The following is a 25,731-nucleotide window of genomic DNA, read 5'->3' on the forward strand; positions in this document are numbered from 1 at the left end:
CGCGTCAGGACCTGCCGCCACCGTCGCGCTCCCTCCGCTGCTCCAGCCGGAGCAGCAACTCCTTGCCCCGCCGTCGCGCGGCCACGTCGCACACGACCGCCGACAGCAGGGGCGCGGTGCGCCGACGGGCCAGCAGCAGCCGCTGGTTGACGACCGGTTCGGGCCGCCAGTGGTGCTTGTACGGTTCGTTGCCGCGCAGCAGGCTCAGCGCGGAGCGTCCCCCGTCCCGGGAGTGCTCGGCGCAGGCGTCGAGCAGCATCACCGCCACGTCCGCCTTGCGCTCGCGCAGCCGGGGATGGGCGCCGTAGAGGTAGCCCCCGGCCAGCCGTCGCGACAGCAGGGTCAGATCGACGGCCACCACGTCGTCGTCCAGCCGGAACTCGGTGACCACCGCGTCCCCGGAGCGCACCATCGGACCGACCGACCGCACCAGGTGCTCGCAGAACCGCTCCCGCAGGTGCTCGCCGGTCACCTTCCGCCCCTGCCACTGCAACTGGTGCAGTTCCAGCAGCCGTCGCAGCGCCGAGTCCACCTCGTCCGGGCACACGACCTGACGCTGCACGCCCAGCGCGGTCAGCTTGCGCAGCTTGGCGCGCACCCGCTGGGCCTTCGCCGACGGCAGCCGGGCCACCAGCTCGTCCATGGGCACGGCGGGCAGCTCCAGGCACACCGAGTCGCTCACCCGCCGCCGGGGGCCGTGCCAGCGCTCGTAGACCTGCTCCACCGCGCCGCCCGGCCGCACCTCGCGGAAGTCGATCAGCGCGGTCCGGGCGGCCGCCGCGAGGCCCTCGGTGAGCGCGGTGACGGCCCGCTCGCCGTGTTCGTCGTCGACGAGGACGTCACCGTAGTCGGAGATCGCGCCGCCGAGCGGTACCAGCGCCGGCAGCGGTCGGCGTACGGCCATCAGCGGGGCGGCGGCGACCAGGTCACCGCCGTCGCGGACCAGCAGCACCCGCAGCCGGCCGCGCCTGCCGTACGACAGCCACCACGAGTGCAGCCAGGCGTGGCTCTGGAACGGGGTGGCCGTCACGCACCGCTGGTAGAGCCGGCCCCACGCGGGGGCGAGGGCGCCGAAGGCCCGCTCGTCGGTGACGAGTTCGGTGATGAACGTCGGGTTCACAGCGCTCCGTGGGCTTCGGCGGCGAAGGCCGGGGCGGGGACGGCGGCCGTGCGCGTGGCCTCCTCCGGGCCCCGCTTCGGGCGCACCAGCAGCACCAGCCCGCCGAGCAGCCCGCCCGCGCTGACACCCACCAGGCTCGTCACCGCCGGGGACGCCGAGGAGGGGCCGGTCGGCCGGACCGCACGGGCGAACTGCTGGAGTTCGACGTTGGTGGCGGCCCGGGAGCTCTTGGCGTGCTGGGTCAGCGAGCGGGAGACCGCGTTGGCCATGTCGGCGGCCAGGTCGGCCCGCGAGGAGGTCGCCGTGATCGAGACCATCGGAGCGTCCGGCGAGGTCGCCGTCTGCACGCTCGACTGCAGCGTCTTCACCGGCACACCGGCCCAGACCTGCGCGTCCCCGAGCACCGCCAGCTGCGTGGCGACCCGGCCGTAGGCCTGCGCGAAGCCGAGGGCGGACGCCGGGTCGGACTTCTGGGTGGGCACGGCGACGACGTAGGCGGTGGCCGTGTACACGGGTGGCTTGAGAGCGCCGTACGCGCCGCCGAGCAGACCGCCGGCGACGGCGCCGACCGCGAGCAGGGACCAGGGCGGGAGCGTCCTGGCGCGGCGCAGGGCGGCAGGACGGCGGGGGTTCTCGGTCATGGGGAACTGACTCCCTGGGGTGTCGGGGAAACGGGGGAGGGCAGGATCGGTCCGGAGACCGTGGCCGCGTACACGTCCATGAGCCGGGCGGCACTGCGGGTGATGTCGTAGTGGCGGGCGGCTTCGGCGGCGACGCGCGGGCCGGGCGCCTGCGCGCGCGCCTCGGTCAGCGCGCGGACCAGGGCGTCGGTGCCGCCGGTCACCCGGCGGGCGCCCGGCGCCCGGCAGGGCAGCCGCTCGATCGCCGGGCAGGACGCGTAGAGCACGGGCAGACCACAGGCCAGCGCCTCGACGATCGCCAGGCCGAAGGTCTCCTCCGGGGACGGGGAGACGAACACGTCCATCGCGGCGGTGAGGGAGGGCAGGTCGGGGCCCGGGGTGCCGTCGGGGACGTAGGGACGTTCGCCGGTGAACAGGACACGGTCGGCGACCCCCGCCTCGTGGGCGGTGCGGCGCAGCACGTTCTCCTCGGGGCCGCCGCCGACCAGCAACAGCCAGTGGTCGGAGGGCAGTCGGGCGAGGGCGTGGATGAGGACGTCGAAGCGTTTGCCCGCGGTGAGGCGTCCGATGCCGCCGACGACGTAGGCGTGGTCGGGCAGGCCGAGGCGCCGGCGGGTGCGTCGGCGGGCGTCCGGGTCGAAGCGGAAGCGGTTCAGGTCGATGCCGTTGGGGACGACCTCGATACGGGGGGCCGGGACGCCCCAGCCGCGCAGGCGGTCGGCGACCGTGGGGGAGACGGCGACCGTGGTGCGGCCCAGCCGCTCGCTGGCGAGGTAGAGCGCACGCACCCCGGAGGTCAGTTTCCGCCCCTCCAGCTGTGAGTCGCCCAGCGAGTGTTCGGTGGCGACGACCGCGCGGACCCCGGCGAGCCGCGCGGCCAGCCGGCCGTAGACGCAGGCCCGGTAGAGGTGGGTGTGGACCAGGTCGTAGCCGCCGGAACGGATGATGCGGACCAGGCGCGGCAGCGCGGCCAGGTCGCGGTTGCCGGCCATGCCGAGGTGGACGACCCGGACCCCGTCCTCGGCCAGCCCCTCGGCCACCGCGCCCGGGTTCGTCAGCGTCACCACCTCGCACTCGACCGGCAGGTGCCGCAGCAGCAGTCGCAGTTGCTGCTCGGCGCCGCCGACCCCGAGCCCCGTGATGATGTGCAGCGCCTTCACCGCAGCCCCTCGACGGGACGCCGGCGCAACCCGTGCAGCCGGTACTTCAGATGCATGCGGACGGCGTTGTCGTCCTGCCCGATGTGTACCCGGGGGAGTGCGTGCAGGCCGTTCAGCGGACCCGGGTCGATCGCGCAGGCATAGGAGTAACCGGCTTCGCGCACGGCGTCCATGGCGCGCCGGTCGATCGTCCCGTACGGGTAGCAGAAACCGCCGACCTCGGTGCCGAGCAACGCGGTGAGGGCCGCGCGGCTCTCCACCGTCTCCGTCTTGAGGGTGAGGTCGTCGGCCTTGGTCAGATCGACGTGGGTGAGGCCGTGCGAGCCGATCTCGACTCCCTCGTGGGCGGCGCGGCGGATGCCGTCGGCGGTCAGCAGCGGTTTGCGCGGGCCCAGCGGATCCCAGGCGTTGTCGCCGCCGAGCCGGCCGGGCAGCACGAAGAGGGTGGCCGTGCAGTGGTGGCGGCGCAGGACCGGCAGCGCCTCGGTGAGGAAGTCGGCGTAACCGTCGTCGAAGGTGAGACCGACCAGGTCACGGCCCTCGCCCCGGGCGCGGGCGGCGAGCAGTTCGGCCATGGGGACGCCGCGCAGCCCGCGCCGGCTCAGCCACGTCAGCTGCTTCTCCAGCCGCTCGGGGGTGACCGTGATGCGGTAGGGATCCTCGGAGCAGTCCCCCACGGAGTGGTACATCGCCACCCACGGGACGGGAGTGCGTCTGCTGTTGTCGCTGCTGTCAGGAGCGGCCATGGGAGAGCCTTCGGGTCGCGGAACGTACGGAACGGAGTGCGGAGGCGATGCCCTGGGAGCCCAGGGCACGGCCGAGCAGCAGGAAGACGACGGTCACGGTGAGCCCGCCGGCGGCCAGCCCGGACAGGGGGTCGGTGAACCGTCCGGCGGCGAGGAACCCCGCCAGGGTGGCCACCAGGGCGGCCTGCACCGGCCGGCTCAGTTCGCGCAGCACGCCCCGGATGCCGACCGGGACGCTGCGCGGACCCATCCCGGCCAGCAGGACGAGGGCGGTGACGGTGATGCCGGCCGCGTTGGCCGCGGCGATCCCGTACACCCCCCAGAAACCGACGCTGAGCGCGCCGATCCAGGAGGTCACGACGATCCCGGCGGCCATCGCGCCGACCGGGTACCAGGAGCCGCGGCCCGCCGAGAAATAGGAGCGGACCAGCACGCCCACCAGGGTCTGGCCGAGCAGCCCGAGCGCGTAGACGCGCATCACACCCGCCGTCGCCGCCGTGTCCTTCGCGGTGAACGCGCCCCGCTGGAAGAGCAGTTCGATGATCTGCGGGGAGCACGCGACCACGGCGGCCGTGCCCAGCAGCACGATGCACGCGGCCAGCGCCAGATCCCGCTCCACCCGGGAGCGGGCCCGCTCGGTGTCCCCCTCGGCCAGCGCCCGCGCGACCACCGGGAAGGTGACCGTGCACACCATCACCGACAGGATCATCGGCATCTGCGCGACCTTCTGCGCGTAGTTCAGGTGCGAGATCGCCCCGGCCGGGAGCTGCGAGGCGAGGAAGCGCTCGATGAGGACCTGGGACTGCCGGCAGAGGGCGAACAGGAGCACGGTCGCCAGGAGAAGGGTGTCGAGGGGGCGGGGCGCCTCCTGCCCGGAGGCCTCCTCGCTCACCCCGCGTCTCCTCAACTGCTTGAGCAGGGAAGGCAGTTGGACGAGGGCCATCAGCAGGCCGCCGACCGCGACCCCGACCGCCGCCGACCGCACCCCCCAGTGCCCTCCGAGCACGAACATCCCGGTGACGATGCCGACGTTGTAGGCCACGTAGATCGCCGCGGGCGCCGCGTACCGCCGGTGCGCGCGCAGCGCCGCGCTGAAGTACCCGGCGAGTCCGAAGCTCACCACGCAGGTGGCGGTGAGCCGGGTGCAGTCGACGGCGAGCGCGGGGTCGGGCAGCCCCGGCGCGAGGATCTCGACCAGCTGCGGAGCCAGGCCGACGAAGAGGGCGCCGACGGCGACGAACGCCAGCGACAGCCGGGGCAGAGTGCCGGCCACCAGCGCGCGGACCGGGTCGCCGGGGGCGCCCTGGGAGCGGCGGGCCAGCGCCATGCTGAACGCCGGGATCAGGGCGAACGCCAGCCCGTCCTCGATGAGCAGCGTGGCCGCGAACTCGGGCACGGTCCACGCCACCAGGAAGGCGTCGGTGTCACTGCCCGCCCCGAACAGCCGGGCCAGCGCCTGGTCCCGCACCAGCCCGAGCAGGGCCCCGGCGACGGAGAGCACGGCGGTGACGAGGGTGGCCTTGGCGAGGAACCGGCGGGAGGCCGGGGGAAGTCCGCCGCTCCGCTCCCCGGCACTCGCTCCGGCGGCCGCCGCGGCACTCGCTCCGGGAGCCCCTTCGGCAGACTCTTCGGCCGTCTCCCCGGACCGCGCGGCGGATCGCGCCGGCGGCACGGAGGCGGGACCGTCCGTGCGAGGTGTCCGAGGAGGCGTCACCGTCATCGCGCGAGCGCCTCCTCGCGGCCGTCGGCGCCGACCAGCGCCCACCAGGCCACGACCCCGAAGACGACCGCGGTCAGCACCGTCGACGGACCGCCGATGTCGGCGTACGTGAAGTCCACGAGCTGCCAGACCAGCAGGCCGCAGGCGACGAGCGCGCAGTCGAGGCCGGGACCGGAGCGCCGGACCCGGAACCACCCGCGCAGCCCGCACGCCAGCATCGCCAGCCAGCCCCCCGCGAGGGCGAGCAGCCCGATCAGACCCTGCTCGCTGAGGATCAGCAGGTACATGTTGTGCGGGGAGAGCAGCGGCTGCTTGACGAATCCGGAGCCCGCGCCGTCGGTGTCGCTGCCGGAGGACAGTGCGAGGGAGGCGTGGGCGTCACGGTGCTCGGGGAAGCCCTTCAACCCGACGCCGGTCAGCGGCTGGTCGCGCCAGATGCCGACCGCGGACGCCCACAGCGTGTACCGGTCGGTGACCGACTGGTCCGGCGCGTCCGCGACCTGCGTGATGCTGTTGACGCGCTCCTGGAGCATCGCCGATCCGACACCGAAGCCGCCCACCAGGATCACCCCGGCCGCGGCCGCCACCGCGCCCACCTTCAGCGCCCGCCGTAGCCCGGCGAGGGCCAGCTGGACCGTGCAGGTCAGCGCGGTCGCGATCCACGCGCCCCGGCTGAAGGAGAGCGCGAGCGGCACCAGCAGCGCGAGTGCCGAGCAGGCGGCGATCGCCCGTTGCCGTGCGGGGGTCCGGCCGAGCGCCAGCCCGACGGCGCAGATCAGGCCGAACGCCACGACGGTCGCCATGCCCATCACGTCCTGCGGCCCGAAGGTGCCGACGGCCCGGAGATCCTCACCCTGGTAGGACGCGCCGGTCCCGGTGACGAACTGGTGGACGCCGACCGCCCCCTGCCACCCCGCGAGCCCGACGAACGACCAGGCCAGCACCCGGAAGTCGGTCCGGTCGCGGACGAGGAGGACGACGGCCGCCGGGACCAGCACGAAGATCTGGAGGTAGCGCCCCAGCCCGCTGAGCCCCGCCCCCGGCGAGGACGCGCCCATCGCGGCGAGCGCGAGCCCGACGACCGGCAGCCCGAGGACCACGGCGGCCCTCCGGGACAGCGGGCGGCTCCGCTGCCGCAGCAGCCGGACCGCGCAGAACAGCACGACCAGCGCGGACAGCGCGTCGGCCGGTCCGGCGCCGCCCTCGCCGCCGGGGGCGAGCGGGAGGCCGAGCAGGGCGACCACGGCGACCACGGGCAGGACCGGTGACAGCGTCCGGGCGCGGGGCAGGGGCAGGGCGAGGGTCATCGGCGGTTCAGCTCCCGGTCGGACGCACGAGGGCGGCCGCGGTGCGCAGCAGGATGCAGACGTCCTGCCACAGCGACCAGTTGTCGATGTACGCGTTGTCGAAGCGGGCCCGGTCCTCGATCGAGGTGTCGCCGCGCAGCCCCTGCACCTGGGCGAGGCCGGTGATTCCGGTCTGCATCCGGTGGCGGGCCGCGTAGCCCGGGTAGGCCTGGCTGAACTGGCCGACGAAGTAGGGCCGTTCGGGGCGCGGGCCCACCAGGCTCATATCGCCGCTCAGGACGTTCCACAGCTGGAGCAGCTCGTCCAGCGAGGTCTGGCGCAGGAAGCGGCAGAAGCGGCTCATCTCCCGCTCGCCGGCCACGCTCCACCGGGTCGCGGCCTCCTGCTCGTCGACCGGGCGGTGGGTGCGGAACTTCAGCAGCGTGAACGGCCGGCCGTCCTTGCCGATGCGCTCCTGCCGGAAGACGACCCCCGGCCCGTCGGTCAGCCGCAGCACCACCGCGCACACCAGCAGCAGCGGGCTCAGCAGCAGGAGCAGGGTCCCGGAGGCCGCGATGTCCAGCAGCCGCTTGCCGAGGCTGCCCCGGCGACGGGCGCCCAGGTCGAGACGGCGGCAGGAGAACCCGGCGAGCTGGTCCCGGCTCGCGTACGAGGGGATGTCGGCGTCGACCTCCCACACCGTGCAGCCCGACTCGGCGAGCGCCCGCAGCAGCGGTCCCTGCACGGTGCGCACGGCGGGGTGGACGCACAGGACGTCCCGGACGCCGTTCTGGATGAGGGCCCGCTGCACCTCCTGACCCGTGGTCAGCACGGGCAGCCCGTCGGCGCCGTCGGGCCGCTCGGTCACGATGCCCACCGGCTGGATCCCGCACCGGGGGTGGCGCAGCACGGCGGCGGCCACCCGCTGCGCGGTCGCGGCGGGGCCGATGACGAGCGCGGCGTGCGGGTGGCGCAGCAGCGTCCGGCGCCGCCGCAGGTGCACCACCGCGCGGCCCGCGCAGCCTGCCGCGGCCTGCGCGGCTAACCCGAGGAGCAGGGTGCGGACCGACAGCGCCTGGGCCGGGTTCCACGCCGCGACGAGCGTGCCCAGCGCCAGCCAGGCCACCGCGATCCGGCCGCAGACGGAGGGCAGTTCGTCCAGCACCCCCGTCACCGGACGCGCGCGCTGCGGGCGCAGCAGTATGGTCGCCGCCACCAGCAGGGCCACCAGCAGCGGGCGGCGTTGCGCCCCGGTCAGTGCCAGCGCGCCCACGAACGCGGCGAGGCCGTCGGCGAACAGCAGCGGCAGTGGCGACGCGGGCCGCGCCGGGGGCCGCCGGGTGGGGAACCGGAATCCCACTGCGCCGGCCCGCCGCGCAATGACCGAGACGGACGAGTACCCGGGCTGCGCGCCGGGAGAGGGGACGGTGCTTTCCGCAGTCACGAGTGGATGGACTCCCTGCACTCGGTGGGCGCGACGCGCGCCTCTTGTGTGGTCGTGAGCAGCTCGCGGTACACGCCCGCCACCGCCTCGGCCGTGCGCCGCACGTCGTGCGTGGACAGGACGTGCCGGCGTCCCTGGTGGCCGAGCGACTCGCGCAGCAGCGGGTCGAGCAGCAGTGCGGCGACGGCGTCGGCCAGCGCCGCCGGGTCCTCGGCGGGCACCAGACAGCGTGGCGCGAGCGCGGCCGGCAGGCTCTCCCGGGCGCCGTCCACGTCGGTCACCACCACGGGCCGCCCGCAGGCCAGCGCCTCCAGCGGGGACAGCGCCATGCCCTCCCAGCGCGAGGGCAGCACCACCAGGTCGGCGGCCTGGTACCAGGGCACGGCATCGGCGACGGCACCGGCGAACACCACCGACTCCGGCGCCCGGGACCGCAGTCGCTCCCCGTCCGGACCGTCGCCGACGAGTACCAGCCGGGCGCCGGGCACCTTCCCCGCGATGTCCGCCCACGCGGTCAGCAGGACGTCCTGCCCCTTCTGCCGGCACAGCCGCCCCACGCACACCACCAGCGGGGCCGCCGGGTCGAGACGGGGCAGCAGGGAGGCCCGCACGGTGTCGACGGAGGCGGGGTGGAAGCGCTCGGGGTCGATGCCGTTGGGGATGACGCTCCACCGCCCGGCGATCCCGGCGCGCAGACCGGTCGTGCGCTCCGCCTCGCTCACACACACCAGCCGGTCCGCCCAACGGGCCCCGAAACGCTCCCACTTGAGCGCCAGCGCCGCGGTGGTCCCGCCGACCGCCTCGAAGGACCAGGCGTGCGGCTGGAACACGGTCGGGATCCGCCCGCGCACCGCGAGCCGCCCGGCCAGCCCGGCCTTCGCACTGTGCGCGTGCACCAGGTCGGGGCGTACCTTGCCGATCAGACGTACGAGCCGCCGTACCTCACCGGGGAGCGAGGGCCCCGGGGACCGCGTCGCCGCCCAGTGCCGCACCTCCGCGCCCAGGGACCGCAGGTCCTCGGCGAACCGGCCGGCCGGACAGGCCACGGTGACGTGCAGGCCGTCCGCGAGCTGGGCCCGCGCCAGGTCCGTCACGACCCGGGGGACCCCGCCGTCCACGGGCTGGGTGAGGTGCAGGACCCGGAGTCCTCCGTCGGGTTCTGGCTGGTGCATTGCGCGGTTTCCTCGCTCACGGTGGCGCTCGGGACGGGCGGGAACGCGCCTACTGCTTCTTCTGTGTGTCGACGGCGACGAAGAGCGCCCCGGCCCACGCCGCGTCCCGGTGGGAAACGAGCCGGACGGCCAGCTGGTCACCGCCGTGCCGCAAACGCGCGCCCAGATCGAACACGTCGGAGTCGTAGCCGAGGGTGTTGGCGTACGCCGGTACACGCGCCGCCGGAGCCTCCCCCGGCTCGCTGATCGTGGAGTTCAACACATCGTCAGATGGGTTGACCGCGTTCGTGAGCGCGACGGCCGTCCGGCCACCGGTAGAGAACATGAGCGAATCACCTGTTCGGTCGCGGTCGCCGTCGTACGCGACGAGCCCGGCCCGGCCGCCCGCGCCCTTGGGAATGGCGAGTCCGCGCAGCCGGATCTCCTTCCCCGTGCCGGAGCCGAGGGTGTCGAAGCCGTCCCAGACGGACAGGTCCCGCAGCGGCTCCGCCGGGTTCTCGTACGCCACGACCAGCGTCCAGCCGCCCCACGCCCCGGCCGTCGACCTGCCCTTGGCCACGTTGATCTGCGCGACCGTGTACAGGCCCCGGCCGCTCTCGCGCACCAGCGTCGTGACGTCCGCGGAGGCCTGGAAGGCGTCGGCGCCCTGGGCCACCCGGTGGCCGACGACCGTGTCCGCGAGCACCTCCTTGTACTCCCCGCCCGGCTCGGCGATCAGCACCCGCCGGTTGTCCTTCGGCGGCTTCTGCTCGCCGACCCGCAGGTTGCCGCCCCAGTACAGCCGTGCGTACGACGCCCGTGCGCCCTCGGGGAGACGGACCTCGGCGCGGGAGGAGTTGTAGGTGTTCGGGTCCTGGTCCACGTCGACGTAGAACATGTCGAAGTCGTTGTTGGCGCCCCCCTGGCCCTGGCGCACGGAGGGGCAGGCGGGCGCCGCCGTGAGCATGGGCATGGGCATGGGCATGGGCATGGGCATGGGCGTGGGCGTGGATGTGATGCGGCAGCTGATGGCCGCGTTGGCCGCGCGGACGATTCCTCCGTGCTGTGTCGCGTGGAAGCGCTGGGTGAAGGCGAGGCGTTGGGCCTCCGCGACGGGCGGTGCGCCGACTGCCCGGGCGCCGCCGGGCGTCCAGAGGGCGGCGAGGGCGACTACGCCGACGGTCGCGCGGCGTAGTGGCGGACCAAGGGAATTGCGCATGGCCGGCGGTGCCCTTTCGTGCGATTTGCTTGCTATAGGCGTGCGTCGGACGAGGCGCAACTCTAACCGCTGTCCGGATTAATCCGTAGAAACAGGACAAGTGTGTCGGAATGGTGAAGCCAGACTCCGGGGCGTCACTCATTTGGCGGCACAACCCCCGCGGGTTCCGCGCGTTGACTTCAGCGCCGGGCATCCCCGCCCGGGTGTTTGTGTCCAAACCCCAAGGAGCACCTCCCCATGTCGCGTATCGCGAAGGGCCTGGCCCTGACCTCCGTTGCCGCCGCGGCCGTCGTCGGCGCCTCCGGCATCGCCGCCGCCGACAGTGGCGCGAACGGCGTCGCCGCGCACTCCCCGGGCGTGCTGTCCGGCAACGTCGTCCAGGTCCCCGTGCACATCCCGGTCAACGTCTGCGGCAACACGATCAACCTGGTCGGCCTGCTGAACCCGGCGTTCGGCAACACCTGCATCAACGACTGACGTCACCTCCCCGCCAGGCCACGACACGTCATTCGCCGAACGGCCGCTCTCCCGCAAAGGAGGGCGGCCGTTGGCGTTGCCCCGAATGGAGGGACGCCGCCAGGGCCTGCCCGCCAGGCCCCGAAAGGCCCTCCCAGCAGGGGTGATGCGGGCGGGACGGGCAACCGGTCGTCACACAGGGCGCTTGAGCTGTTGCGGAGTGTGACGCCTGTTCGCACGGTGGGCACGAGACCCGACACGATCGAAAGGATTTCCCATGCGTGGTCTGCCCGTACGGCGTATCGCTTCCACCGCACTGTGCGCCGCCCTCGTCCTCGGCACCGCCGCCCCCGCCGCCATGGCGGCCGACGGAGCGGCCGCTCGCGAGCGCAACGCCGCGTTGTCGGACGCGCCCGTCGCCGGCGCGGACGCGCTGCTCGCCCAGGCCGAGGGCCTCGGTGAACTCGGCACCGTCCTCACCCCGGTCACCGAACTGATCAACACCGTCCTCAAGGCCGACGACGGTCAACTCACCGCCACCCAGGCGACCCAGCTCGGCGACGCGGTCAAGGCGGCCATCGCCAAGATCACGGCGACGGCCCCGGTGACGACACCGGCGCTGCCGGCGGACCCCGCCGCCGCGCTCCCGGCCAAACCGGCCCTGCCCGCCGACCCGGCCGCCGCGCTCCCGGCCAAACCCGCGCTGCCCGCCGACCCGGCCGCCGCGCTCCCGGCCAAACCCGCGCTGCCCGCCGACCCGGCCGCCGCGCTCCCCGCCAAGCCCGCCCTCCCGGCCGCCCCCGTGGCCGCGCTCTCCCCCGTCGGCAAGAGCGGTGACGACGGCAAGGCGAAGGCGGCCGCCGACCCGGTGTCCGACGCCGTCGCCGCGCTGGACAAGGCGGTCGCCGCCCTTCTCGCGGCCGCGACGTCCCTCGACGTCGGCCAGGTAGTCCCCGCGGTGACCGGCGTGGTGTCCGGCCTGCTCGACCTGCTCACCGCGACGCTGGCCGGGGTCGGTCTGACCCTGCCCACCCTGCCGGTCGAAGCACCGGCGCTGCCCGCGGTTCCCGCGGTACCGGCAGCGCCCGCGGTTCCCGCGGTGCCGGCCCTGCCCACCACCTGACGGTCGCCCCACCGATTTCCGCACCCCGGCCGTTCGTTCCGCCGGGGTGCGGAAATTTCCGCGTACACGGTTTCCGCATTCGGCGGGGCTCGTTAGGCACGGCGCCAGAATTTCCCTGGCGACTTGAGTTGCCGCGTTGCCGAGTCGCCGAAGAAAGGAATCCGATGAAGTCCCTGAAGGCTGCCGCTGTCGTTGCCGGATCCATGGTCCTCGCCGGTGTCGCCGCGCCCGCGTTCGCGACCCCCGCCGACCTCACGCCCACCAGCCTCAACGGCGCCGTGGACACCCTCGCCAGGGGGCCGATCAACCTGAATGACGCGATGCCGCTCCAGCACCAGTCGGAAGCGCTCGACACCGAGAACAAGGACTCCGTGCTCAGCACGGTCAAGGGCGCGACCGGTGCCCTCAACAGCCACAACCCCCTCCTCGGCGGGCTGCCGCTCCAGGGCTGAGAAGCGCTTCCCGCAGGGCCGGCCCCGTCCCCACGGGACCGGCCCTCACCGCTGTTCGAGGCGGGTCGAGCGGCGCGTCCCTCGTTCGTGTGGAGCAACGGACCGGCGTCCCCCGGTCGGGTGAGAACCCGCCGGATCGCCCCCCGGCGCGCCGATAGGGTCGCGCGGTGACCTCAACCCCGAGCGCAACCCGCCCCTTCCGCGTGGCCGACCTTGGCACCCTCGTCGTGATGCCGTGGAGCGGCGAGGCCCCCGACGGCAGCGACATGCCCTACCTCCTGGCCTACTCCCTCGGTGACACCGCGGAGGGCCCCGAGGGGACGGCCGCCGCCGTCGCGCGCCTGCTCACCGACAACGGCATGTCCGTCGGCGGGGACGTCGTCGACGGCACCGAGCGGCCCAGCCTGCCGTTCACCCTGCTCGTCGAGTCCGGCGCGGCCGTCCTGACCATGCCGGGCCTCAACGCCCAGTGCCTGCCGCCGGCGGAGTGGCTCACGGCCGCCGAGCAGCGCGGCTACGCCTACCTCGTCCTCACCACCCGCGCCTGGCCGGAGGCCACGCCCGGCCGGGCCGTCACCCCCGAGGCGCTGGCCGCGTTCGCGGGCGCCGTGGAGACCCTGACGGCCGCGGCGCACATCGTCCTGCCCGCCCGCCGCCTGCGCTGATGCACCGGCCGCACCCGGCGCCCGCGGGCGCCGGCCGCGGGTACGCCCTGCTGCTCGTCCTCACCGGTGCGGCCGGGCTGCTGGCCGCCTGGGTCATCACCCTCGACAAGTTCAAGCTGCTGGAGGACCCCGGCTTCACGCCCGGGTGCAGCCTGAACCCCGTCGTCTCCTGCGGCAGCGTCATGACGAGCGACCAGGCTTCGGCGTTCGGGTTCCCCAACCCGATGCTGGGCCTGGTGGCCTACGGGATCGTCGTGTGTGTCGGGGTGAGCCTGCTGGCCGGCGCCGCCTTCCCGCGCTGGTACTGGCTGACCTTCACCGCCGGCTGCCTCTTCGGCGTCGGGTTCGTGTCCTGGTTGCAGTTCGAGTCCCTCTACCGGATCAACGCGCTGTGCCTGTGGTGCTGTCTGGCGTGGGTCGCCACGATCCTCATGTTCTGGTACACCGTCTCGTTCGCCGTACGCCACGGGTTCCTGCCGGCCCCGGCCGGAGTGCGGAACTTTTTCACCGAATTCGCCTGGGCGCCGCCGCTGTTGCACATCGGGGTGATCGGCATGCTGATCCTGACCCGATGGTGGGATTTCTGGACAAGCTGACGATCCCGTTGTCGCACCGACGGCCGTAGCACGATTGCTGCACTCGGGGGAATTGTGAACTGATGCCGATTTCCGGCTCGTTACCCGGTACGGACGCAACGCCCCCCCGAACCCCTGCGAAAGGTCCCGTACCCGAGATGAAGTCGACCACCCGAGGAACCCTCGCCGCAGTCATCACCTGCGTGGCTGCCGCCGCCGCCGCTGCCGCCGCCTCCGTGACCCCCGCGGCCGCGATCGGCACGGTGCCCGTCCCCGTACCGCTGGACGGCGTCGAGAAGTCCCTCAACGTGGAACTGCCCACGATCGGCGGCGAGATCCCGCTGCCCACGCCGGGCGCGCCCGAGGGGCCGCGCTTCGTCGAGGGCCGCCTCCTCCCGGAGCGGGTCGTTCCGCAGCTGCCCGTCGCCGCGGGACTGCCCGGCGCGGGGCTCCGCGCGCCTCTCCCCGAGGTCCTCGGGGACGACTTCGACCACCTCGGCCTCGACGCCCCCGCCTCCGACCTGCGCACGCTCGGCCCGGGTCTCGCCCTGGACGCCCCGCTGACCGCGCCCAACCCCGACCGCTTCGGCCTGCCGGACCTCCAGCAGCCCCAGGCGGGCGTGCTCACCCCCGTGATCCAGGCGATGCCCGGCGCGGACCTCGGCCTGGGCAAGGGGCTGTAGCCGGCGGCCGAACCGCATCGACCACGGGCCCGGACGCCTTCGTCCGGGCCCGTCGCCGTGCCCGGATCCGCGTAACCCGGCGGACCGTTCGGCCGCCGGGCGGTGACCACGAGGGCCGCCGGGCGGTTACCTCCGGAGAAACCCGCTACGGAATCCGCCGGGGAAGCCGCTTCGACCCCGTCGCGGAACCCGCAACGGACAACCGCACCGGATCAGCGCATCGGACGAGGAGCACACCATGGTCGTCAGCGTCGACGGAGAACCCGTGACCGCAGTTCCGGTGGCCGCGGGCAGACGAGGTCCGAAGGGCGGCACACGACGACGGGACCTGCTGCGCGGGCTGCTCGGCGCCGCCGCGGCCCTCGCGATCGTCCCCGTCGTCACCGCCTCCCGGCCCCCGCGCCCGGCGGACGGCGGCCCCACGGACTCCTTCGACGAGACCTACCGGGGCCGGCGCATCAGCGGGGCCCTCGCCTCGACGGGAGAGGCGGCCGCGGCGGACGCCCGGTGGAACATCACGGTCGACGGTCGGCCCCTGCACCTCATGCGCCGCGCCGACGGCACCTGGCTGAGCATGGTCGACCACTACCGCTCGTACGCCACCCCCCTGGAGGCGGTCCGGGCCGCCGTGGACGAACTCGGTCCGGGGGAGCGGCTGCGCGAGGCGGATCCCACACACCAGCACACGCACATGGGGGGACACCATGGCCTACGTCCGTAAGGACGTCAGCACACTCACCGGCGCCGAACGACGGCGCTTCGTGAAGGCGCTCCTGGAGATCAAACGCAAGGGCGAGTACGACGAGTTCGTCCGCATGCACATCGACCACTACGCCTCCGACGGCGACGGCGGCCGGCGATCGGCCCACATGGCGCCCTCGTTCCTGCCCTGGCACCGCCGGTTCCTGCTGGACCTCGAACAGGCGCTGCAACGGGTCGACTCCTCGGTGACGGTGCCCTACTGGGACTGGACGCGTGACCGCACCACGACCGCCGCGCCCTGGACCGCGGACCTCCTCGGCGGCAACGGACGGCGCTCCGACCACCAGGTGACGACCGGGCCGTTCGCCTACGCCACCGGCGACTGGACCATCAAGGAGAACGTGACCGACGGGGAGTTCCTCACCCGGGACCTCGGCCGCGCCGCCGCCCCGATCGGGTTGCCGACCAAGAGCGACCTGGAGTGGGCGCTCCAGGACCCGGTCTACGACTCCGCGCCCTGGGACTCGACGGTCACCCAGGGCTTCCGCAACAAGCTGGAGGGATGGGGGACCGGCTCGGGCAGCGCCGCCTGGCGCAACCACAACCGGGTGCACCGGTGGGTCGGCGGGGTCATGCTCGGCGGCGCCTCCGTCAACGACCCCGTCTTCTGGCTGCACCACGCCTTCGTCGATCTGCTGTGGACGCGCTGGCAGAGCCGTCACCGCGAGCACCGCTACCTGCCCGCCGAACCGCCGGGTCCGCGCGACCCCCAGTACCGCCGGGTCGTCGCCCGGCGGGAGAAGCTGCCCCCGTGGAACGTCACCCCGGACCAGTTGGAGGACGCGTCCCGGACCTACCGGTACGCGTGAGCCGGTCGCGGTGAGCCCGTCGCGGTGAGCCCGTCGCGGTAGGCCGGTCGCGGTGAGCCGTTCGCGGTAGGCCGGTCGCGGAAAGGGGAGAGCCCCGGCGCTCGAGGTGCCGGGGCTCTCCTGGTGGTACGTACGCGGGGTACGACCGGGGTGTACGTACGGGACGTACGGATGCAGCTCAGCTGCCGTAGCCGCCGCCGTGCTCGCCGTCGTGCTCGTCGCCGTGCTTGTCGTCGTGCTTGTCGTCGTGCTTGTCGCCACCCTTGTCGTGGTCGCTGACGTTGGCGCAGGTGTTGCCGAAGGCCGGGTTCAGCAGGCCGATGATGCTGATGGTGTTGCCGCAGACGTTGACCGGGATGTGCACGGGAACCTGGACGACGTTGCCCGACAGGACACCCGGCGAACCCACGGCCGCGCCCTGCGCACCCGCGTCCGCCATGGCCAGGCCGGCTCCGCTGACCACCACGGCGCTGGTGCCGAGGGCAACAGCGGCCACCTTCGCGATGCGAGACATCACGTTCTCCTTAGGGAATCGGTTCGCGCGGCGGCAGGGGTCGCCACCGCACTCCCGGTTCAACGCCGCCACCGTGAGCGGGTCACGGTGCGTTCGGACGGATCACCCTTTTTGAACAGGAGGGACGTACAGTCGGGTGGCTAGTGCGACTGGAGGTGTGTCGCTACGAAGTCGGTCAGGGTGGCGATGGACTGGAGGCTGTCCAGGCTCAGGTCCAGCGTGGCCACGTCGACGCCGTAGCGCTTGTCGATCGTGCCCAGCAGGGTCACACCGGCCAGCGAGGTGAGGCCGATCTCCGGGCCGAACAGGTCGGTGGCGGCGGGGAGTCCCGCGACCACGGCCTCGTCCAGGCGGGCGGCGTCGGCGATCATCGAACGGATCTCCCGTTCCACCACGGCGCGCTCTCGGGTGTCCGTCACGCTTCGGCGTCCTCTCGGTCGGATACGTGCAGCCATGCGGGTGGCCCGGGCAGGTCGCCCCGAAGCGTCCGGCCCAGGACCGCCGAATCCGCGGCGGTGGCGGGAGGGGTGCTGGTGGTGGTGTCGTCCGTACGGCGCAGGCCGGCCTGGCGGAGCAGGATGCGCATCTCCAGGTTGGCGTCCGTCGGACGCAGGGTCACCCGGAACTCCTCGGCGCCGGCCTCGCGGGCCCGCTCCATCAGCCGGAACAGGAAGGCCGCCGCCGCGCCCCGCCCTGCCACCCGGCAGGAGAGCGCGAGCAGCGGGACGGACCACCTGATGGGCGCCGAGTCGTCGGTGCGGTCGGTGCGGTCGGTGCGGTCGACGAGGGCGGCGCCGATGATGCCGTACTCGCCGAAACGGTCCGTCATGCGGGCGGTGTACAGCTCGTGTCCGGCCGAGGAGACCAGTTCGCGCAGGCGGTCGGGGGTGAGCCCGGAGGAGTTCAGCCGGTGGGTGCGGGCGGCGAGTTCCAGCGCGCGCGGGATCTCGTCCGCGGTGGCCGCGCCGACGGTGAGGCGCATGTCGCACCAGCGCAGGAACTCCTCGCGCGAGCCCTCGAAGCGTTCACCCTCGGCCCGGCGGGTCTCCTCCGTGCGGTAACGGTGCACGCGTTCGCGGGACTCGGGGGTGATCTCCCGTCCCTCGAACGCGGCCAGCAGCGCGGGTACGTCCTCGGGCGCGAGGGTGCGCACGCCCGGCAGCAGGGCCTCGACCTCGGCGCGCTCGTAGGGGGAGTCGTCGACCAGGAGGAGGGCGTCCACCGCGATGCCGAGATCCTTGGCGATCCTGCGCAGCGACTCGCTCTTGTCCTGCCAGGACACCTGCGGGGCCAGGAAGCGCGCCCGCACCTCGGGAACGGTGTCCAGCCGGTCGAGCACCGACGGCGCGCTACGGCTCGCGATGCTGCTGAGCACACCGCGGGCCGCCAGGGCGTCGATCGCGGCGAGCGTCCCGGGGCGGGGCGCGGGCAGGTCGTCGGTGGCCGACTCGACGGCGATCTCGTCCCACAGGGTGCCGTCGAGGTCCCATACGACGCACTTGACGCCGCCGGGGTCGAAGCCGTCCGTGACGCTCATCGGGCGCTGTCCCCCTCCGGGAGGAACAGCTTCATCGACAGGCTGGTGGGGTCGAAGCCGAACTTGCGGTACACCGTGCGCATCGGGACGTTGCCCACGTGCACCCGGCCGACGACCTCGGTGATGCCGTTGGCCAGGCAGAACTCCAGGCCGGCGGTGAGGAGCAGTTCGGCGACGTCGCTGCGGTTGTCCACCGGGGACACCGCAAGGGAGCGGAAGTTGGCGTAGCGGTCGCCGGTCATCGCGTTCTGGTTGATGCTCACCCAGCACCAGCCGACGGGCTCCTCGCCCGGACCGTCGGCGACGATCATGCCCTCCTTCGACTTCTCCATGGCACGGCCGAGGCGGGACGCCCACCGCGCGGGGTCGTCGATGGCGTCCTCGCCGAAGGAGACACGGGCGATCTCGGCCTCGAACCGTCCGATGGCCGCGAGGTCGCGCTCGTCGGCCCCCCGGGTGACGTACGGCCGCGCCCGTCCGGCGAGGGCGGCACGGTCGTCGTCGGTCGGCGGACGCCAGCCGTGGGTGCGTCCGACGGGCGTGGCGGCGGCCGGGGCCGGGGCGGGGCCCTGGGCCGGGACCGCGCTGTGCCGGACCGGGGCCGACGTCCCCGCGGGCACCGGAGCCTCTCGGCCTGCCGGGGCCTGCTCCGCCGGGGCGGACGGCTGCTCGGCCAGGGGTGTCGCATCCTCCGCCGCGACCAGGCGGCCCGGGCGGAAGGGGCCCTTGCCGCAGCTCGGGCAGCCGTCCTCGCGCAGGGCGGCGACCGAGGTCCAGCGGGCGCCCGGCCCGACGCGGAGCCGGGCTTCGCACGCCACGCACGTGTACTCGCGCTGCCGGGTCCGCTTGTCGCCGGTGTAGAGGGGACCGCTGAACTCACCCTCGTGGGAGGGGGCCGTCGAGGTGGTCGTCAGCAGGTGCTGGAAGAAGCCGACACCGCCGAGGATGCCGCTGCCTTCGTACTCGTTGAAGTTGCGGATGTAACCGTTGGTGATCAGGCCGAGCCCCATGATCTCCCGCTGCACCTCCAGCATCTCGTCCGGGCTCTTGCCGCCGAAGGAGAAGAAGACGCTGTGCGCGGGGCCGGGCCGCAGCCCCTCCACGGCACGGGAGAGGAAGAGGCGGGCGCCTTCGGGGGTGTACGGCGGGTCCGTCATGGCCACGTCGTGCTGCCGGTGGAGCTCGGCGGGCAGCGGCAGGCGCAGATCGTGCCGGACGGTCTCGACGCGGGTGCCGAGACCGGCCGACACCTTCTGGATGTAGTCGAGGATCTCCGGGGAGATGTCCACGACCGTCACCTGTTCGACGATCGGGCCGCCGAGCACGTCGCCCACCACGGCGACGGCGAGGGACACCAGGTCGTCGTCACCGATCAGCAGCAGGGAACCGCCCGGCAGCGCGCCCGCCGCGAGCAGCGCGAGCACCCGGCGCACCTTGGTCTCGGCCGTGCAGTGCGACTGATCGATCGCCATATCGGCTGCGGGACCCGACTCCATGAGGGCGCGCAACCGGCGTACGGCCTCGTCCAGGACGTCGGGGATCACGAGCTCGCGCCCGTCGCAGGTACCGCAGGTGGCGTCGAGGGAGAGGTCCATGCCGAGCTCGGCGACGAGCTCCAGACCGGCCTCGGTCAGCCGGGACGGGCGCTGTGTGGTCACGAGCCCCCGGCGGCGCAGTTCGTTCCCCAGGGCGGCCACGATCGGGACGGGCAGGCCGGTCGCGCGGCTGAGGTCCTTCGTGGAGGCGGGCGCCAGACGGCGCAGGGCGCGGAGGACGGACCGAACTCCGGGCGGGCCCTCCTGGAGCCGGACGGCTTCCGCCACGTCCGTGAGCACGGAATCCGCGGTGGTGCTCCGAGGGTGCCGACGCGCGTTCGTCACAATGCTGCTCCAGGCAAGCTGATTGATGGATTCCGGGACCATCGAGTATACGGGCTGGTGAGCAGGCGCCCGGCCCCGCTCGGTGCGGGGGGAAACGGCCCGGAATTCGAGTGCGCGACGGGAATTTCCCCGAATTCTGCAAGACGTTCCACCGGGTCCTTTTCCCGGCACTTCGACTCATGCTTCGACAGGTGCCCCGTCGGGGGACCGAAGACTGTTCGGCGAGGGTTTGGCGGGTGTTCTTCCGGAAGGGCTGTGGTGCGTTTTCGGTCGAATCCCTCGGATCGCGCCCTCCCCCCTTGACGCGGTGCACGCGCGAGCCCTAGAGCGCCCCGGATGCTACGCTGGGCACCACCGAGCGCCGCCTGCCGGCCTCGCAACCTTCCCCTTTGGCCGCGCGGACCAGCGCAGATCTATGTGAAAGGAGACGGGGGCAGCGGTTCGTCACCCCCGGTTCCCCATGACCAACTCCGCCAACCTCGCCACCGAGGGTATAAATGTCGACGATCTGTGCTCTTATGCCGTCGATGTTTGGGTGAGCGACCACAGCATCCTGACCGACGAGGAGCGCCTCCTCAAGGTGCTGCGCACGGCCGCCGAAAAGGGAAACGCCACGGTACTCGGTGAGGCGTCGCACGTTTTCCCCAATGGTGCCGTAACCGCGATTCTCCTGCTTTCCGCGTCGCATCTCAGCATTCACACGTGGCCCGAATTCAGCCTGGCCAACGTCGACCTGCTCGCCTATGGCCGACTGAACGGTGAGCGAATGATGCAGAGCGTGGAGCTCGGCCTCTCGCCGACGCGGATCAACGTGACGCGCATGCTCCGCGCGGTGCACTGACCCGCTTTTCCGGCCTGCCATCCCGCGGGCTTCACAACCACCCCGACAGCGACTCGACGAAAGCGTCGAACCGGTCCCGGTGGATCGCGTGCGGTGCGTCGGGCACCGTACGCACCTCGAAACCGCGTCGCACCAGCTCCGCCCGCATCTCCGCGCTGACGAGCATGCTCGGGTCCGAGGTCTGGACGAGCGAGGGCACCACAGCCTTCTCCGGCGTGTGGTCGATGTGCCGGTGGGAGGAGAGGGCGAGGGCCGTGTTCTCGTCCCAGTTGTCGAGCGCCTGCTGCTCGGCGGCGGTCCGCTCGTCGAGGCGCCCGCCGTCCCCTTCCCCGTTCCGACGCGGACGGGAGAGGGCGGCCAGTGCGCGGGACGAACGCTTGAACAGGGTGAAGAGGGCCGGGTCCAGGGATCCGTGGGCCCCGGCCAGTTGCCAGGCCGGCTCCGAGTAGACGGCGCGGGCCGGTCGCAGTTCCCCCACCGCGAGGGCCAGGGCCAGCGCGCCCAGCGAATGGCCCAGCGCCACCTCCGGGGCGTGCGGCAGCGTCTGGAGGAGATCCTCGGCGAAGAGCCGGGGCTCGTACGGCCCGCGAGCGCTGGCGCCGTGCCCGCGCAGATCCACGGCGAGGACGCGGTAGCCCCGCCCGGTCAGGACCGGTGCCAGCTCGTGCCAGGTGCGGTGGTCGGACATGATGCCGTGGACGAGGACGGCGACGCGCTCGCCCGTTCCCCACTCCTGTGTGTGCAGTCGCATGCGGCTGCTTCCTCGTGTGGTGTGGTGTGAGCAGGAGTGTAGGCGCGGGCTGATCATCGAACCAGGACGAGGCGCTGTGACAGGACACCCGGTACAGGTGTGGTGGGCTCGCCCGGGTGACGCCCGCGCGGGCCTTTTGGGGCTCCTCGACCCCGTGGAGCGCGCCCGGTACGAGTCGACCGTCGACCCCGCGGGAAGAGGGCGGTTCCTGGTCGGCTGCGCCCTCAGCCGCCTGGTCCTGGGCGAACTGCTCGGCCTGCCCCCGGCGGACGTCCCCCTACGACGCGTGTGTCCGCGCTGCGGCGGACCACACGGCAAGGTCCACCTGGAGACACCCCCGAACAGCCCCTCCGGCCCTCGGCGGGCCCCCTCCACCGACGGCCGCCCGGACTCCCATCCGGACTTCCCTTCGGACTTCCCTTCGGACTTCCCTCCGGGTGCTCATCCGGACCTGTCTTCGGCCAGCCGCTCGGGTGCTCATCCGGGCCTGTCTTCGGGTGCTCGTCCGGGCCTGTCCTCGGCCAGCCGCGCGGACTCCCATCCGGACCTGTCTTCGGGTGCTCATCCGGACCTGTCTTCGGCCAGCCGCTCGGGCTCTCATCCGGGCCTCGCTTCGGGCAGTCGCTCGGGCGGGCCTCCGGCCTGCGACTTCTCCGTCACCCACAGCGGTGCGCTCGTCGGCGTCGCCGTCTGCCGGGGCGGGGATGTGGGCCTGGACGTGGAGGAGTCCCACGGTGACATGGACGTCGACTCCGCGGCCCGAGTCGCCCTGTCCGACGCCGAACTCGCCGCGTTGTACGCCCGCCCGGCAGACGAGCGTCGGCCCGCCTTCCTGCGCACCTGGACGCGCAAGGAGGCTGTCCTGAAAGCGCTCGGCGTGGGGCTGGGGGTGCCGCCGCGCGGGCTGGAGCTGTCCGAGCCCGATCGGCCGCCGACCGTACTCACCTGGCCCGGCCGACTCACGCCACGCCGCATGGTCCTGGCGGACCTGGTCGTCGACGGGGTCCATCCCGCGGCGGTGGCGGTGGCGCCGACGGGCGCCGGGTCCGGCACAGGAGAGGGAGGAACGACCGGGGTGCGGGAGGGGGAGGCGAGCCTGGTGCGGGTCATCGAGCACGACGGCTCGGCCGTGCTGGCCGCGTACGAACGGTGACGGGGGGCGTCCGTCAGTTGCGCGCGAGGGAAGTCCGGCCGTTCTCGGCCGGGTTGGAGGGGGATGGGCCGCGGGCCTTCGGGGCAGCCGGGTGACCGGGCGGGGCCGTACGCGCCGGGGACCGGGCCGTGCTGGCAGAGCCGGGCATCATCACCGACGCGATCGATTCGCTGCGCAACGGCGTGCAGCTGCGTGTCGCCGACCAGCTGCCGATGGAACTCGTGCCGGCCGACGCCGACCTCGGCCTTGTCCCGCTCACGGTCACACCGGCCGGAGATCCCGCCGCCGTACTGCTGCACCGCAGCGGCCTGCTGGACGCGTTGGACGCGCTGTTCGAGACGGTATGGCGCACCGCCCATCCCCTCGAACTGCCGGGCATCGGAGGAGAAGCCGAAACCACCGTGGAGCTCGGTGCGGAACGCCCGACCGACCTCGACCGAAGAATCCTCGCGCTCCTGCTGGCCTGCCTGACGGACCAGACGGCCGCGGCAGAGCTCGGCCTGTCACCGCGCACGCTGCACCGACGCCTGCGCCACCTCATGGACACGGCCGGAGTCCGCACCGGATGCAGCTCGGCGGTCCCGCCGTCCGACACGCCTGGGTAGAGCCGCCGACGCCGGGTCGGCCGTAACGGCGCCTGCCCACCGCCCTCCCGGCACCCATCCCACCCGGCGTGGACTCCCCCCGCACACACCGCGGCAGGCGTGGTTCCTGGCGCCCAGGTGGCCGAATGCCGCCCTGCGAAACCTGGTGGCGGGTTGGTACGTCCGACGCCGAAGGTAGGCGCGGCACCCGGTTGATCGGGATCCTCCGCCGGTGCCGGCACCTTTGCGTCGGTCCGGCTCTCCCAAAGCCCCATGCCTGGACCGAGGTACCAGATGACCATCAGCGCGTCCGATCGTGTCGTAGGGCTTCGGAGGATGCCTTCCGTCGTCTGCGCGACCTTCGTGATCGCGTCATGGAGGGAGTCTCGGCTACCGAGTCCGTATGCCTGGAAGGGTGCCGAAGCCATGACGACGCCCTTGCTGTACTGCGGGCACGCATGAGAGACGACCTGCGCATCAGCGAGGACGCCACTGGGCCCTGAGCTTGGGAAGCTTGGGCTTTCTGATGGCTGCCAAAGAGATCCGCAGCGTTGCGTCGGGCATCCTTTCGCGCAGCGTCTCAGCTTCATGCAGATGGGCGAGCACAAGGAGCGGGCGCCACCCGACAGGCGCTCTCATGGAAGACATGACGCTGAGAAGGGTACTGACCGCGGTTCTCATAGCGACCCTGTTCTTCACCGCCGCTGAATTCATTTGGCTCGGTTCCGAGGACGTCAATGGCGCCCTCACCTATGCCGGCCGCCTTAACGGAGCTCTCCTGCTGTTGGTGGCTTTGATCGAGTTGGCGGCGCTCGCCGCGTACTGTCACCATCTTGCCACCGGCACCAGACTTGCGCGGTACGCGGGAACCGCGGTGGTAGTTGCCATGGTCATATCCATGCTTGTCAATTTCATGTTGCTTGCTCTGCAGGCGGAGAGCTGGAGTTACACGCGCTGCCTGTGGGTCTGGCTGTTTCTGGGCATGGCGTCCCTCTTGTCCCTCACCTTTCTCTACGCGCAGCGTCAGAAAATCCAGCTTCCCAGGCCCAGATCGCTGGCCGTCGGAGCGCTCGTCACCACTTTGGTCGCAGCCGTCAATTTCGGGTACGCGCAGATCTACCAGCCGTACAGCACTCCAGCATCCGTCTCCACCACAGTCGAGCTGGGGAAGGCCGACATCACGAACGGAAGGGTGACGCTGCCGGTCCACCTGCGGTCGAAGAACACCGGATCCGTGACCGTCTACGTCCTTGGCTCTCTCTTCCAGGTGTCGGCCAGAGGCCCCATCGCCACCGACGTCCCTCGCACCACGCAGGACTGGTTGCAGGACATCAGTGAAAACCAAGCCGTTCTGCTCCGGTACGCGGACGAGCGGAAGAAGAAGTACGACCTGCTCGCCCAGGGACGGTTCATGCGTGTGGGCCGCAAGCTCGACCCCGGCACGGAAGTTGCAACGGACAGCCTTGTGCAATTCCCTGAAAGTGCATCCTATGAAGTCGTAAATGCTACGGCTGACTTGGTTTACCTGCGGGCCGACAGAGTCGTACTGACCAGTGAAGAGTACGCGCATTCAGGACGAAATTCATGGCATGCGGACAAGGGGCGTCCTGAAGGGAAATCGGCTCCGAAATGGATCGCAAACCGAGGTGTCGAAATATTGAGGTACCAGTCGCGCATTGTCCACAGCAGCGCGTTCATTGAGCATACTCGCAATGCCAGATACGCCACCCTCTGGTGGGTTCTTGAAGAGCCGGACAAGTCTTGGAATGGGCCATACCTCGTAGCCAAGGTCAGTCCGGCAGACAAGGTCAACAGCACGCCCGAACCCGCCGAACCGCAACAACTGACCGCCGCGTACGGCCTCGACCACTCACCGAGTGGACGAACGCAGAAAACGGTGCAGCAACTCCTGAATTGAAGCCCGGACGCAGCGGTCTGCGGAGTCGTGACGGAGATCGTGGGCCAAAAGGACCCACTGCTCAGGAAGAGGTGTCATTCGGGCCACGGGCAAGGGCGAGGCCTTCGTCATTGCCACCGGGCCGCCGGTGTCCCCCGCTCCGAGTCGGCTTCGATGAGCTGGTACGCGTTCGCCGTCGAGTATGTGGATGCCCGTTGGCCGGATTCGTGAGGGGCGTGTGCCTGTTGTCGTACGCCCGCCTCCCGTCGACGACTCGAAGACGTGCGGAGGCAGGACGGGCGGGAAGCGTCACGTCCTGCACTCGCATGGCTACGGCTTTCTCCGGCCGCAGAGCGCAGTAGTACAGCGTGGGCGAAGAACGCGTGCAGCCGCTTCCCTCCACGCGGCCGGCGCCGGATCCAGTCGAGGAGTGCCGCGGCCTGGTCCGCATTCATCAAGGACCGCTTGTCCACGGCGTTGCTGGTCCTGGTGACAGCCGTCGACGCCTTCCCCCCTCGACGTCAGGCAGGCGGCGCACGCGATGCGGCGGCGCGTCCTGCGG

The 25,731-nt window shown here is 72.3% G+C and carries 26 protein-coding genes; 12 read left to right on the forward strand and 14 right to left on the reverse strand.

Going from position 1 to position 25,731, the window contains the following annotated elements:
- Positions 1 to 4: 4 nt before the first annotated feature.
- The 9 genes from ACIPFH_RS01485 to ACIPFH_RS01525 are packed head-to-tail and all read right to left on the reverse strand — an operon-like array spanning position 5 to position 10,487.
- Entirely contained in the window at positions 5 to 1,120 is a 1,116-nt protein-coding gene (locus ACIPFH_RS01485) for a GNAT family N-acetyltransferase (RefSeq protein ID WP_401821973.1), read from the reverse strand.
- A complete protein-coding gene (locus ACIPFH_RS01490) occupies positions 1,117 to 1,761 on the reverse strand; it encodes a lipopolysaccharide biosynthesis protein (protein ID WP_401821975.1) in 645 nt (214 codons plus the stop codon). The genes ACIPFH_RS01485 and ACIPFH_RS01490 overlap by 4 nt, the downstream gene beginning before the upstream one ends.
- A complete protein-coding gene (locus tag ACIPFH_RS01495; RefSeq protein ID WP_401821978.1) occupies positions 1,758 to 2,921 on the reverse strand; it encodes a glycosyltransferase in 1,164 nt (387 codons plus the stop codon). Before ACIPFH_RS01495 ends, ACIPFH_RS01490 begins: the two co-directional genes overlap by 4 nt.
- Positions 2,918 to 3,667: a polysaccharide deacetylase family protein gene (locus ACIPFH_RS01500; protein ID WP_401821980.1), complete on the reverse strand. Its 750-nt coding sequence runs from the start codon at positions 3,665 to 3,667 to the stop codon at positions 2,918 to 2,920. The genes ACIPFH_RS01495 and ACIPFH_RS01500 overlap by 4 nt, the downstream gene beginning before the upstream one ends.
- The gene (gene murJ, locus ACIPFH_RS01505) at positions 3,654 to 5,387 is read right to left on the reverse strand and encodes a murein biosynthesis integral membrane protein MurJ (RefSeq protein WP_401821983.1); all 1,734 of its coding nucleotides are present in this window, start codon (positions 5,385 to 5,387) and stop codon (positions 3,654 to 3,656) included. Before murJ ends, ACIPFH_RS01500 begins: the two co-directional genes overlap by 14 nt.
- Entirely contained in the window at positions 5,384 to 6,694 is a 1,311-nt protein-coding gene (locus ACIPFH_RS01510; protein WP_401821985.1) for an O-antigen ligase family protein, read from the reverse strand. Before ACIPFH_RS01510 ends, murJ begins: the two co-directional genes overlap by 4 nt.
- A gap of 7 nt (positions 6,695 to 6,701) precedes the next feature.
- Positions 6,702 to 8,117 carry an exopolysaccharide biosynthesis polyprenyl glycosylphosphotransferase gene (locus ACIPFH_RS01515; RefSeq protein ID WP_401821987.1) on the reverse strand — a complete coding sequence of 472 codons (1,416 nt, stop codon included), beginning with the start codon at positions 8,115 to 8,117 and terminating at the stop codon, positions 6,702 to 6,704.
- Entirely contained in the window at positions 8,114 to 9,289 is a 1,176-nt protein-coding gene (locus ACIPFH_RS01520; RefSeq protein ID WP_401821989.1) for a glycosyltransferase, read from the reverse strand. The genes ACIPFH_RS01515 and ACIPFH_RS01520 overlap by 4 nt, the downstream gene beginning before the upstream one ends.
- 49 nt (positions 9,290 to 9,338) lie before the next feature.
- Complete coding sequence (locus ACIPFH_RS01525) at positions 9,339 to 10,487, reverse strand: DUF3344 domain-containing protein (RefSeq protein WP_401821990.1); 1,149 nt, start codon at positions 10,485 to 10,487, stop codon at positions 9,339 to 9,341.
- A 237-nt stretch (positions 10,488 to 10,724) separates the two neighbouring features.
- Here ACIPFH_RS01525 and ACIPFH_RS01530 point away from each other — a divergent pair, with 237 nt between their 5' ends.
- From ACIPFH_RS01530 to ACIPFH_RS01565, 8 genes are all read left to right on the forward strand, one after another.
- On the forward strand, positions 10,725 to 10,964 hold the full coding sequence (locus tag ACIPFH_RS01530; RefSeq protein ID WP_401821992.1) for a chaplin: 240 nt from the start codon (positions 10,725 to 10,727) through the stop codon (positions 10,962 to 10,964).
- Between the two features lie 256 nt (positions 10,965 to 11,220).
- Positions 11,221 to 12,066, forward strand: coding sequence for a hypothetical protein (locus ACIPFH_RS01535; protein WP_401821993.1), 846 nt, complete (start codon positions 11,221 to 11,223; stop codon positions 12,064 to 12,066).
- 164 nt (positions 12,067 to 12,230) lie between these two features.
- A complete protein-coding gene (locus tag ACIPFH_RS01540; protein ID WP_401821995.1) occupies positions 12,231 to 12,518 on the forward strand; it encodes a hypothetical protein in 288 nt (95 codons plus the stop codon).
- Positions 12,519 to 12,685: 167 nt separating this feature from the next.
- Positions 12,686 to 13,183, forward strand: a complete 498-nt coding sequence (locus ACIPFH_RS01545) for a DUF5949 family protein (RefSeq protein WP_356258969.1) — start codon at positions 12,686 to 12,688, stop codon at positions 13,181 to 13,183.
- Positions 13,183 to 13,779 (forward strand): vitamin K epoxide reductase family protein, encoded by a 597-nt coding sequence (locus ACIPFH_RS01550; RefSeq protein ID WP_401821998.1) that lies wholly within the window; start codon positions 13,183 to 13,185, stop codon positions 13,777 to 13,779. Before ACIPFH_RS01545 ends, ACIPFH_RS01550 begins: the two co-directional genes overlap by 1 nt.
- A gap of 137 nt (positions 13,780 to 13,916) precedes the next feature.
- Entirely contained in the window at positions 13,917 to 14,441 is a 525-nt protein-coding gene (locus tag ACIPFH_RS01555; RefSeq protein ID WP_401822000.1) for a hypothetical protein, read from the forward strand.
- A 238-nt stretch (positions 14,442 to 14,679) separates the two neighbouring features.
- Complete coding sequence (locus ACIPFH_RS01560; protein WP_401822003.1) at positions 14,680 to 15,162, forward strand: tyrosinase family oxidase copper chaperone; 483 nt, start codon at positions 14,680 to 14,682, stop codon at positions 15,160 to 15,162.
- On the forward strand, positions 15,146 to 16,012 hold the full coding sequence (locus tag ACIPFH_RS01565) for a tyrosinase family protein (protein ID WP_401822004.1): 867 nt from the start codon (positions 15,146 to 15,148) through the stop codon (positions 16,010 to 16,012). The genes ACIPFH_RS01560 and ACIPFH_RS01565 overlap by 17 nt, the downstream gene beginning before the upstream one ends.
- 178 nt (positions 16,013 to 16,190) lie before the next feature.
- Here ACIPFH_RS01565 and ACIPFH_RS01570 read toward each other — a convergent pair whose 3' ends face one another.
- From ACIPFH_RS01570 to ACIPFH_RS01585, 4 genes are all read right to left on the reverse strand, one after another.
- Entirely contained in the window at positions 16,191 to 16,526 is a 336-nt protein-coding gene (locus ACIPFH_RS01570; protein ID WP_401822005.1) for a chaplin, read from the reverse strand.
- A 140-nt stretch (positions 16,527 to 16,666) separates the two neighbouring features.
- Positions 16,667 to 16,945: an acyl carrier protein gene (locus tag ACIPFH_RS01575; RefSeq protein WP_401822007.1), complete on the reverse strand. Its 279-nt coding sequence runs from the start codon at positions 16,943 to 16,945 to the stop codon at positions 16,667 to 16,669.
- Positions 16,942 to 18,063 (reverse strand): HAD-IIIC family phosphatase, encoded by a 1,122-nt coding sequence (locus ACIPFH_RS01580; protein ID WP_401822009.1) that lies wholly within the window; start codon positions 18,061 to 18,063, stop codon positions 16,942 to 16,944. Before ACIPFH_RS01580 ends, ACIPFH_RS01575 begins: the two co-directional genes overlap by 4 nt.
- Positions 18,060 to 19,898 carry a GNAT family N-acetyltransferase gene (locus tag ACIPFH_RS01585; protein ID WP_401822010.1) on the reverse strand — a complete coding sequence of 613 codons (1,839 nt, stop codon included), beginning with the start codon at positions 19,896 to 19,898 and terminating at the stop codon, positions 18,060 to 18,062. Before ACIPFH_RS01585 ends, ACIPFH_RS01580 begins: the two co-directional genes overlap by 4 nt.
- 505 nt (positions 19,899 to 20,403) lie before the next feature.
- Here ACIPFH_RS01585 and ACIPFH_RS01590 point away from each other — a divergent pair.
- On the forward strand, positions 20,404 to 20,784 hold the full coding sequence (locus ACIPFH_RS01590; RefSeq protein WP_256918927.1) for an S-adenosylmethionine decarboxylase family protein: 381 nt from the start codon (positions 20,404 to 20,406) through the stop codon (positions 20,782 to 20,784).
- A gap of 31 nt (positions 20,785 to 20,815) precedes the next feature.
- Here ACIPFH_RS01590 and ACIPFH_RS01595 read toward each other — a convergent pair whose 3' ends face one another.
- Positions 20,816 to 21,535, reverse strand: coding sequence for an alpha/beta hydrolase (locus ACIPFH_RS01595; RefSeq protein ID WP_356252104.1), 720 nt, complete (start codon positions 21,533 to 21,535; stop codon positions 20,816 to 20,818).
- On the opposite strand from ACIPFH_RS01595, the gene ACIPFH_RS01600 reads away from it, so the two are divergent.
- The 3 genes from ACIPFH_RS01600 (at position 21,534) to ACIPFH_RS01610 (ending at position 25,190) form a co-directional block, all read left to right on the forward strand.
- Positions 21,534 to 22,688, forward strand: a complete 1,155-nt coding sequence (locus ACIPFH_RS01600) for a 4'-phosphopantetheinyl transferase superfamily protein (protein WP_401822013.1) — start codon at positions 21,534 to 21,536, stop codon at positions 22,686 to 22,688. The two genes, ACIPFH_RS01595 and ACIPFH_RS01600, sit on opposite strands and share 2 nt — an antisense overlap.
- Positions 22,689 to 22,816: 128 nt before the next feature.
- Entirely contained in the window at positions 22,817 to 23,293 is a 477-nt protein-coding gene (locus tag ACIPFH_RS01605; protein ID WP_401822015.1) for a hypothetical protein, read from the forward strand.
- A gap of 616 nt (positions 23,294 to 23,909) precedes the next feature.
- Entirely contained in the window at positions 23,910 to 25,190 is a 1,281-nt protein-coding gene (locus tag ACIPFH_RS01610) for a hypothetical protein (RefSeq protein WP_401822016.1), read from the forward strand.
- The last annotated feature ends 541 nt before the right edge of the window (positions 25,191 to 25,731 follow it).

This window comes from Streptomyces sp. NPDC088157 (genome assembly GCF_044741545.1).
Taxonomy (GTDB): domain Bacteria; phylum Actinomycetota; class Actinomycetes; order Streptomycetales; family Streptomycetaceae; genus Streptomyces.

Coding starts and splice junctions, on each gene's coding strand:
- murJ (WP_401821983.1), bottom strand. CDS start 5,387: ATGACGGTGACGCCTCCTCGGACACCTCGCACGGACGGTCCCGCCTCC.
- ACIPFH_RS01600 (WP_401822013.1), top strand. CDS start 21,534: ATGCGGCTGCTTCCTCGTGTGGTGTGGTGTGAGCAGGAGTGTAGGCGC.
- ACIPFH_RS01490 (WP_401821975.1), bottom strand. CDS start 1,761: ATGACCGAGAACCCCCGCCGTCCTGCCGCCCTGCGCCGCGCCAGGACG.
- ACIPFH_RS01510 (WP_401821985.1), bottom strand. CDS start 6,694: ATGACCCTCGCCCTGCCCCTGCCCCGCGCCCGGACGCTGTCACCGGTC.
- ACIPFH_RS01530 (WP_401821992.1), top strand. CDS start 10,725: ATGTCGCGTATCGCGAAGGGCCTGGCCCTGACCTCCGTTGCCGCCGCG.
- ACIPFH_RS01525 (WP_401821990.1), bottom strand. CDS start 10,487: ATGCGCAATTCCCTTGGTCCGCCACTACGCCGCGCGACCGTCGGCGTA.
- ACIPFH_RS01565 (WP_401822004.1), top strand. CDS start 15,146: ATGGCCTACGTCCGTAAGGACGTCAGCACACTCACCGGCGCCGAACGA.
- ACIPFH_RS01610 (WP_401822016.1), top strand. CDS start 23,910: ATGGAAGACATGACGCTGAGAAGGGTACTGACCGCGGTTCTCATAGCG.
- ACIPFH_RS01580 (WP_401822009.1), bottom strand. CDS start 18,063: ATGAGCGTCACGGACGGCTTCGACCCCGGCGGCGTCAAGTGCGTCGTA.
- ACIPFH_RS01535 (WP_401821993.1), top strand. CDS start 11,221: ATGCGTGGTCTGCCCGTACGGCGTATCGCTTCCACCGCACTGTGCGCC.
- ACIPFH_RS01590 (WP_256918927.1), top strand. CDS start 20,404: ATGACCAACTCCGCCAACCTCGCCACCGAGGGTATAAATGTCGACGAT.
- ACIPFH_RS01595 (WP_356252104.1), bottom strand. CDS start 21,535: ATGCGACTGCACACACAGGAGTGGGGAACGGGCGAGCGCGTCGCCGTC.
- ACIPFH_RS01520 (WP_401821989.1), bottom strand. CDS start 9,289: ATGCACCAGCCAGAACCCGACGGAGGACTCCGGGTCCTGCACCTCACC.
- ACIPFH_RS01570 (WP_401822005.1), bottom strand. CDS start 16,526: ATGTCTCGCATCGCGAAGGTGGCCGCTGTTGCCCTCGGCACCAGCGCC.
- ACIPFH_RS01560 (WP_401822003.1), top strand. CDS start 14,680: ATGGTCGTCAGCGTCGACGGAGAACCCGTGACCGCAGTTCCGGTGGCC.
- ACIPFH_RS01555 (WP_401822000.1), top strand. CDS start 13,917: ATGAAGTCGACCACCCGAGGAACCCTCGCCGCAGTCATCACCTGCGTG.
- ACIPFH_RS01540 (WP_401821995.1), top strand. CDS start 12,231: ATGAAGTCCCTGAAGGCTGCCGCTGTCGTTGCCGGATCCATGGTCCTC.
- ACIPFH_RS01550 (WP_401821998.1), top strand. CDS start 13,183: ATGCACCGGCCGCACCCGGCGCCCGCGGGCGCCGGCCGCGGGTACGCC.
- ACIPFH_RS01500 (WP_401821980.1), bottom strand. CDS start 3,667: ATGGCCGCTCCTGACAGCAGCGACAACAGCAGACGCACTCCCGTCCCG.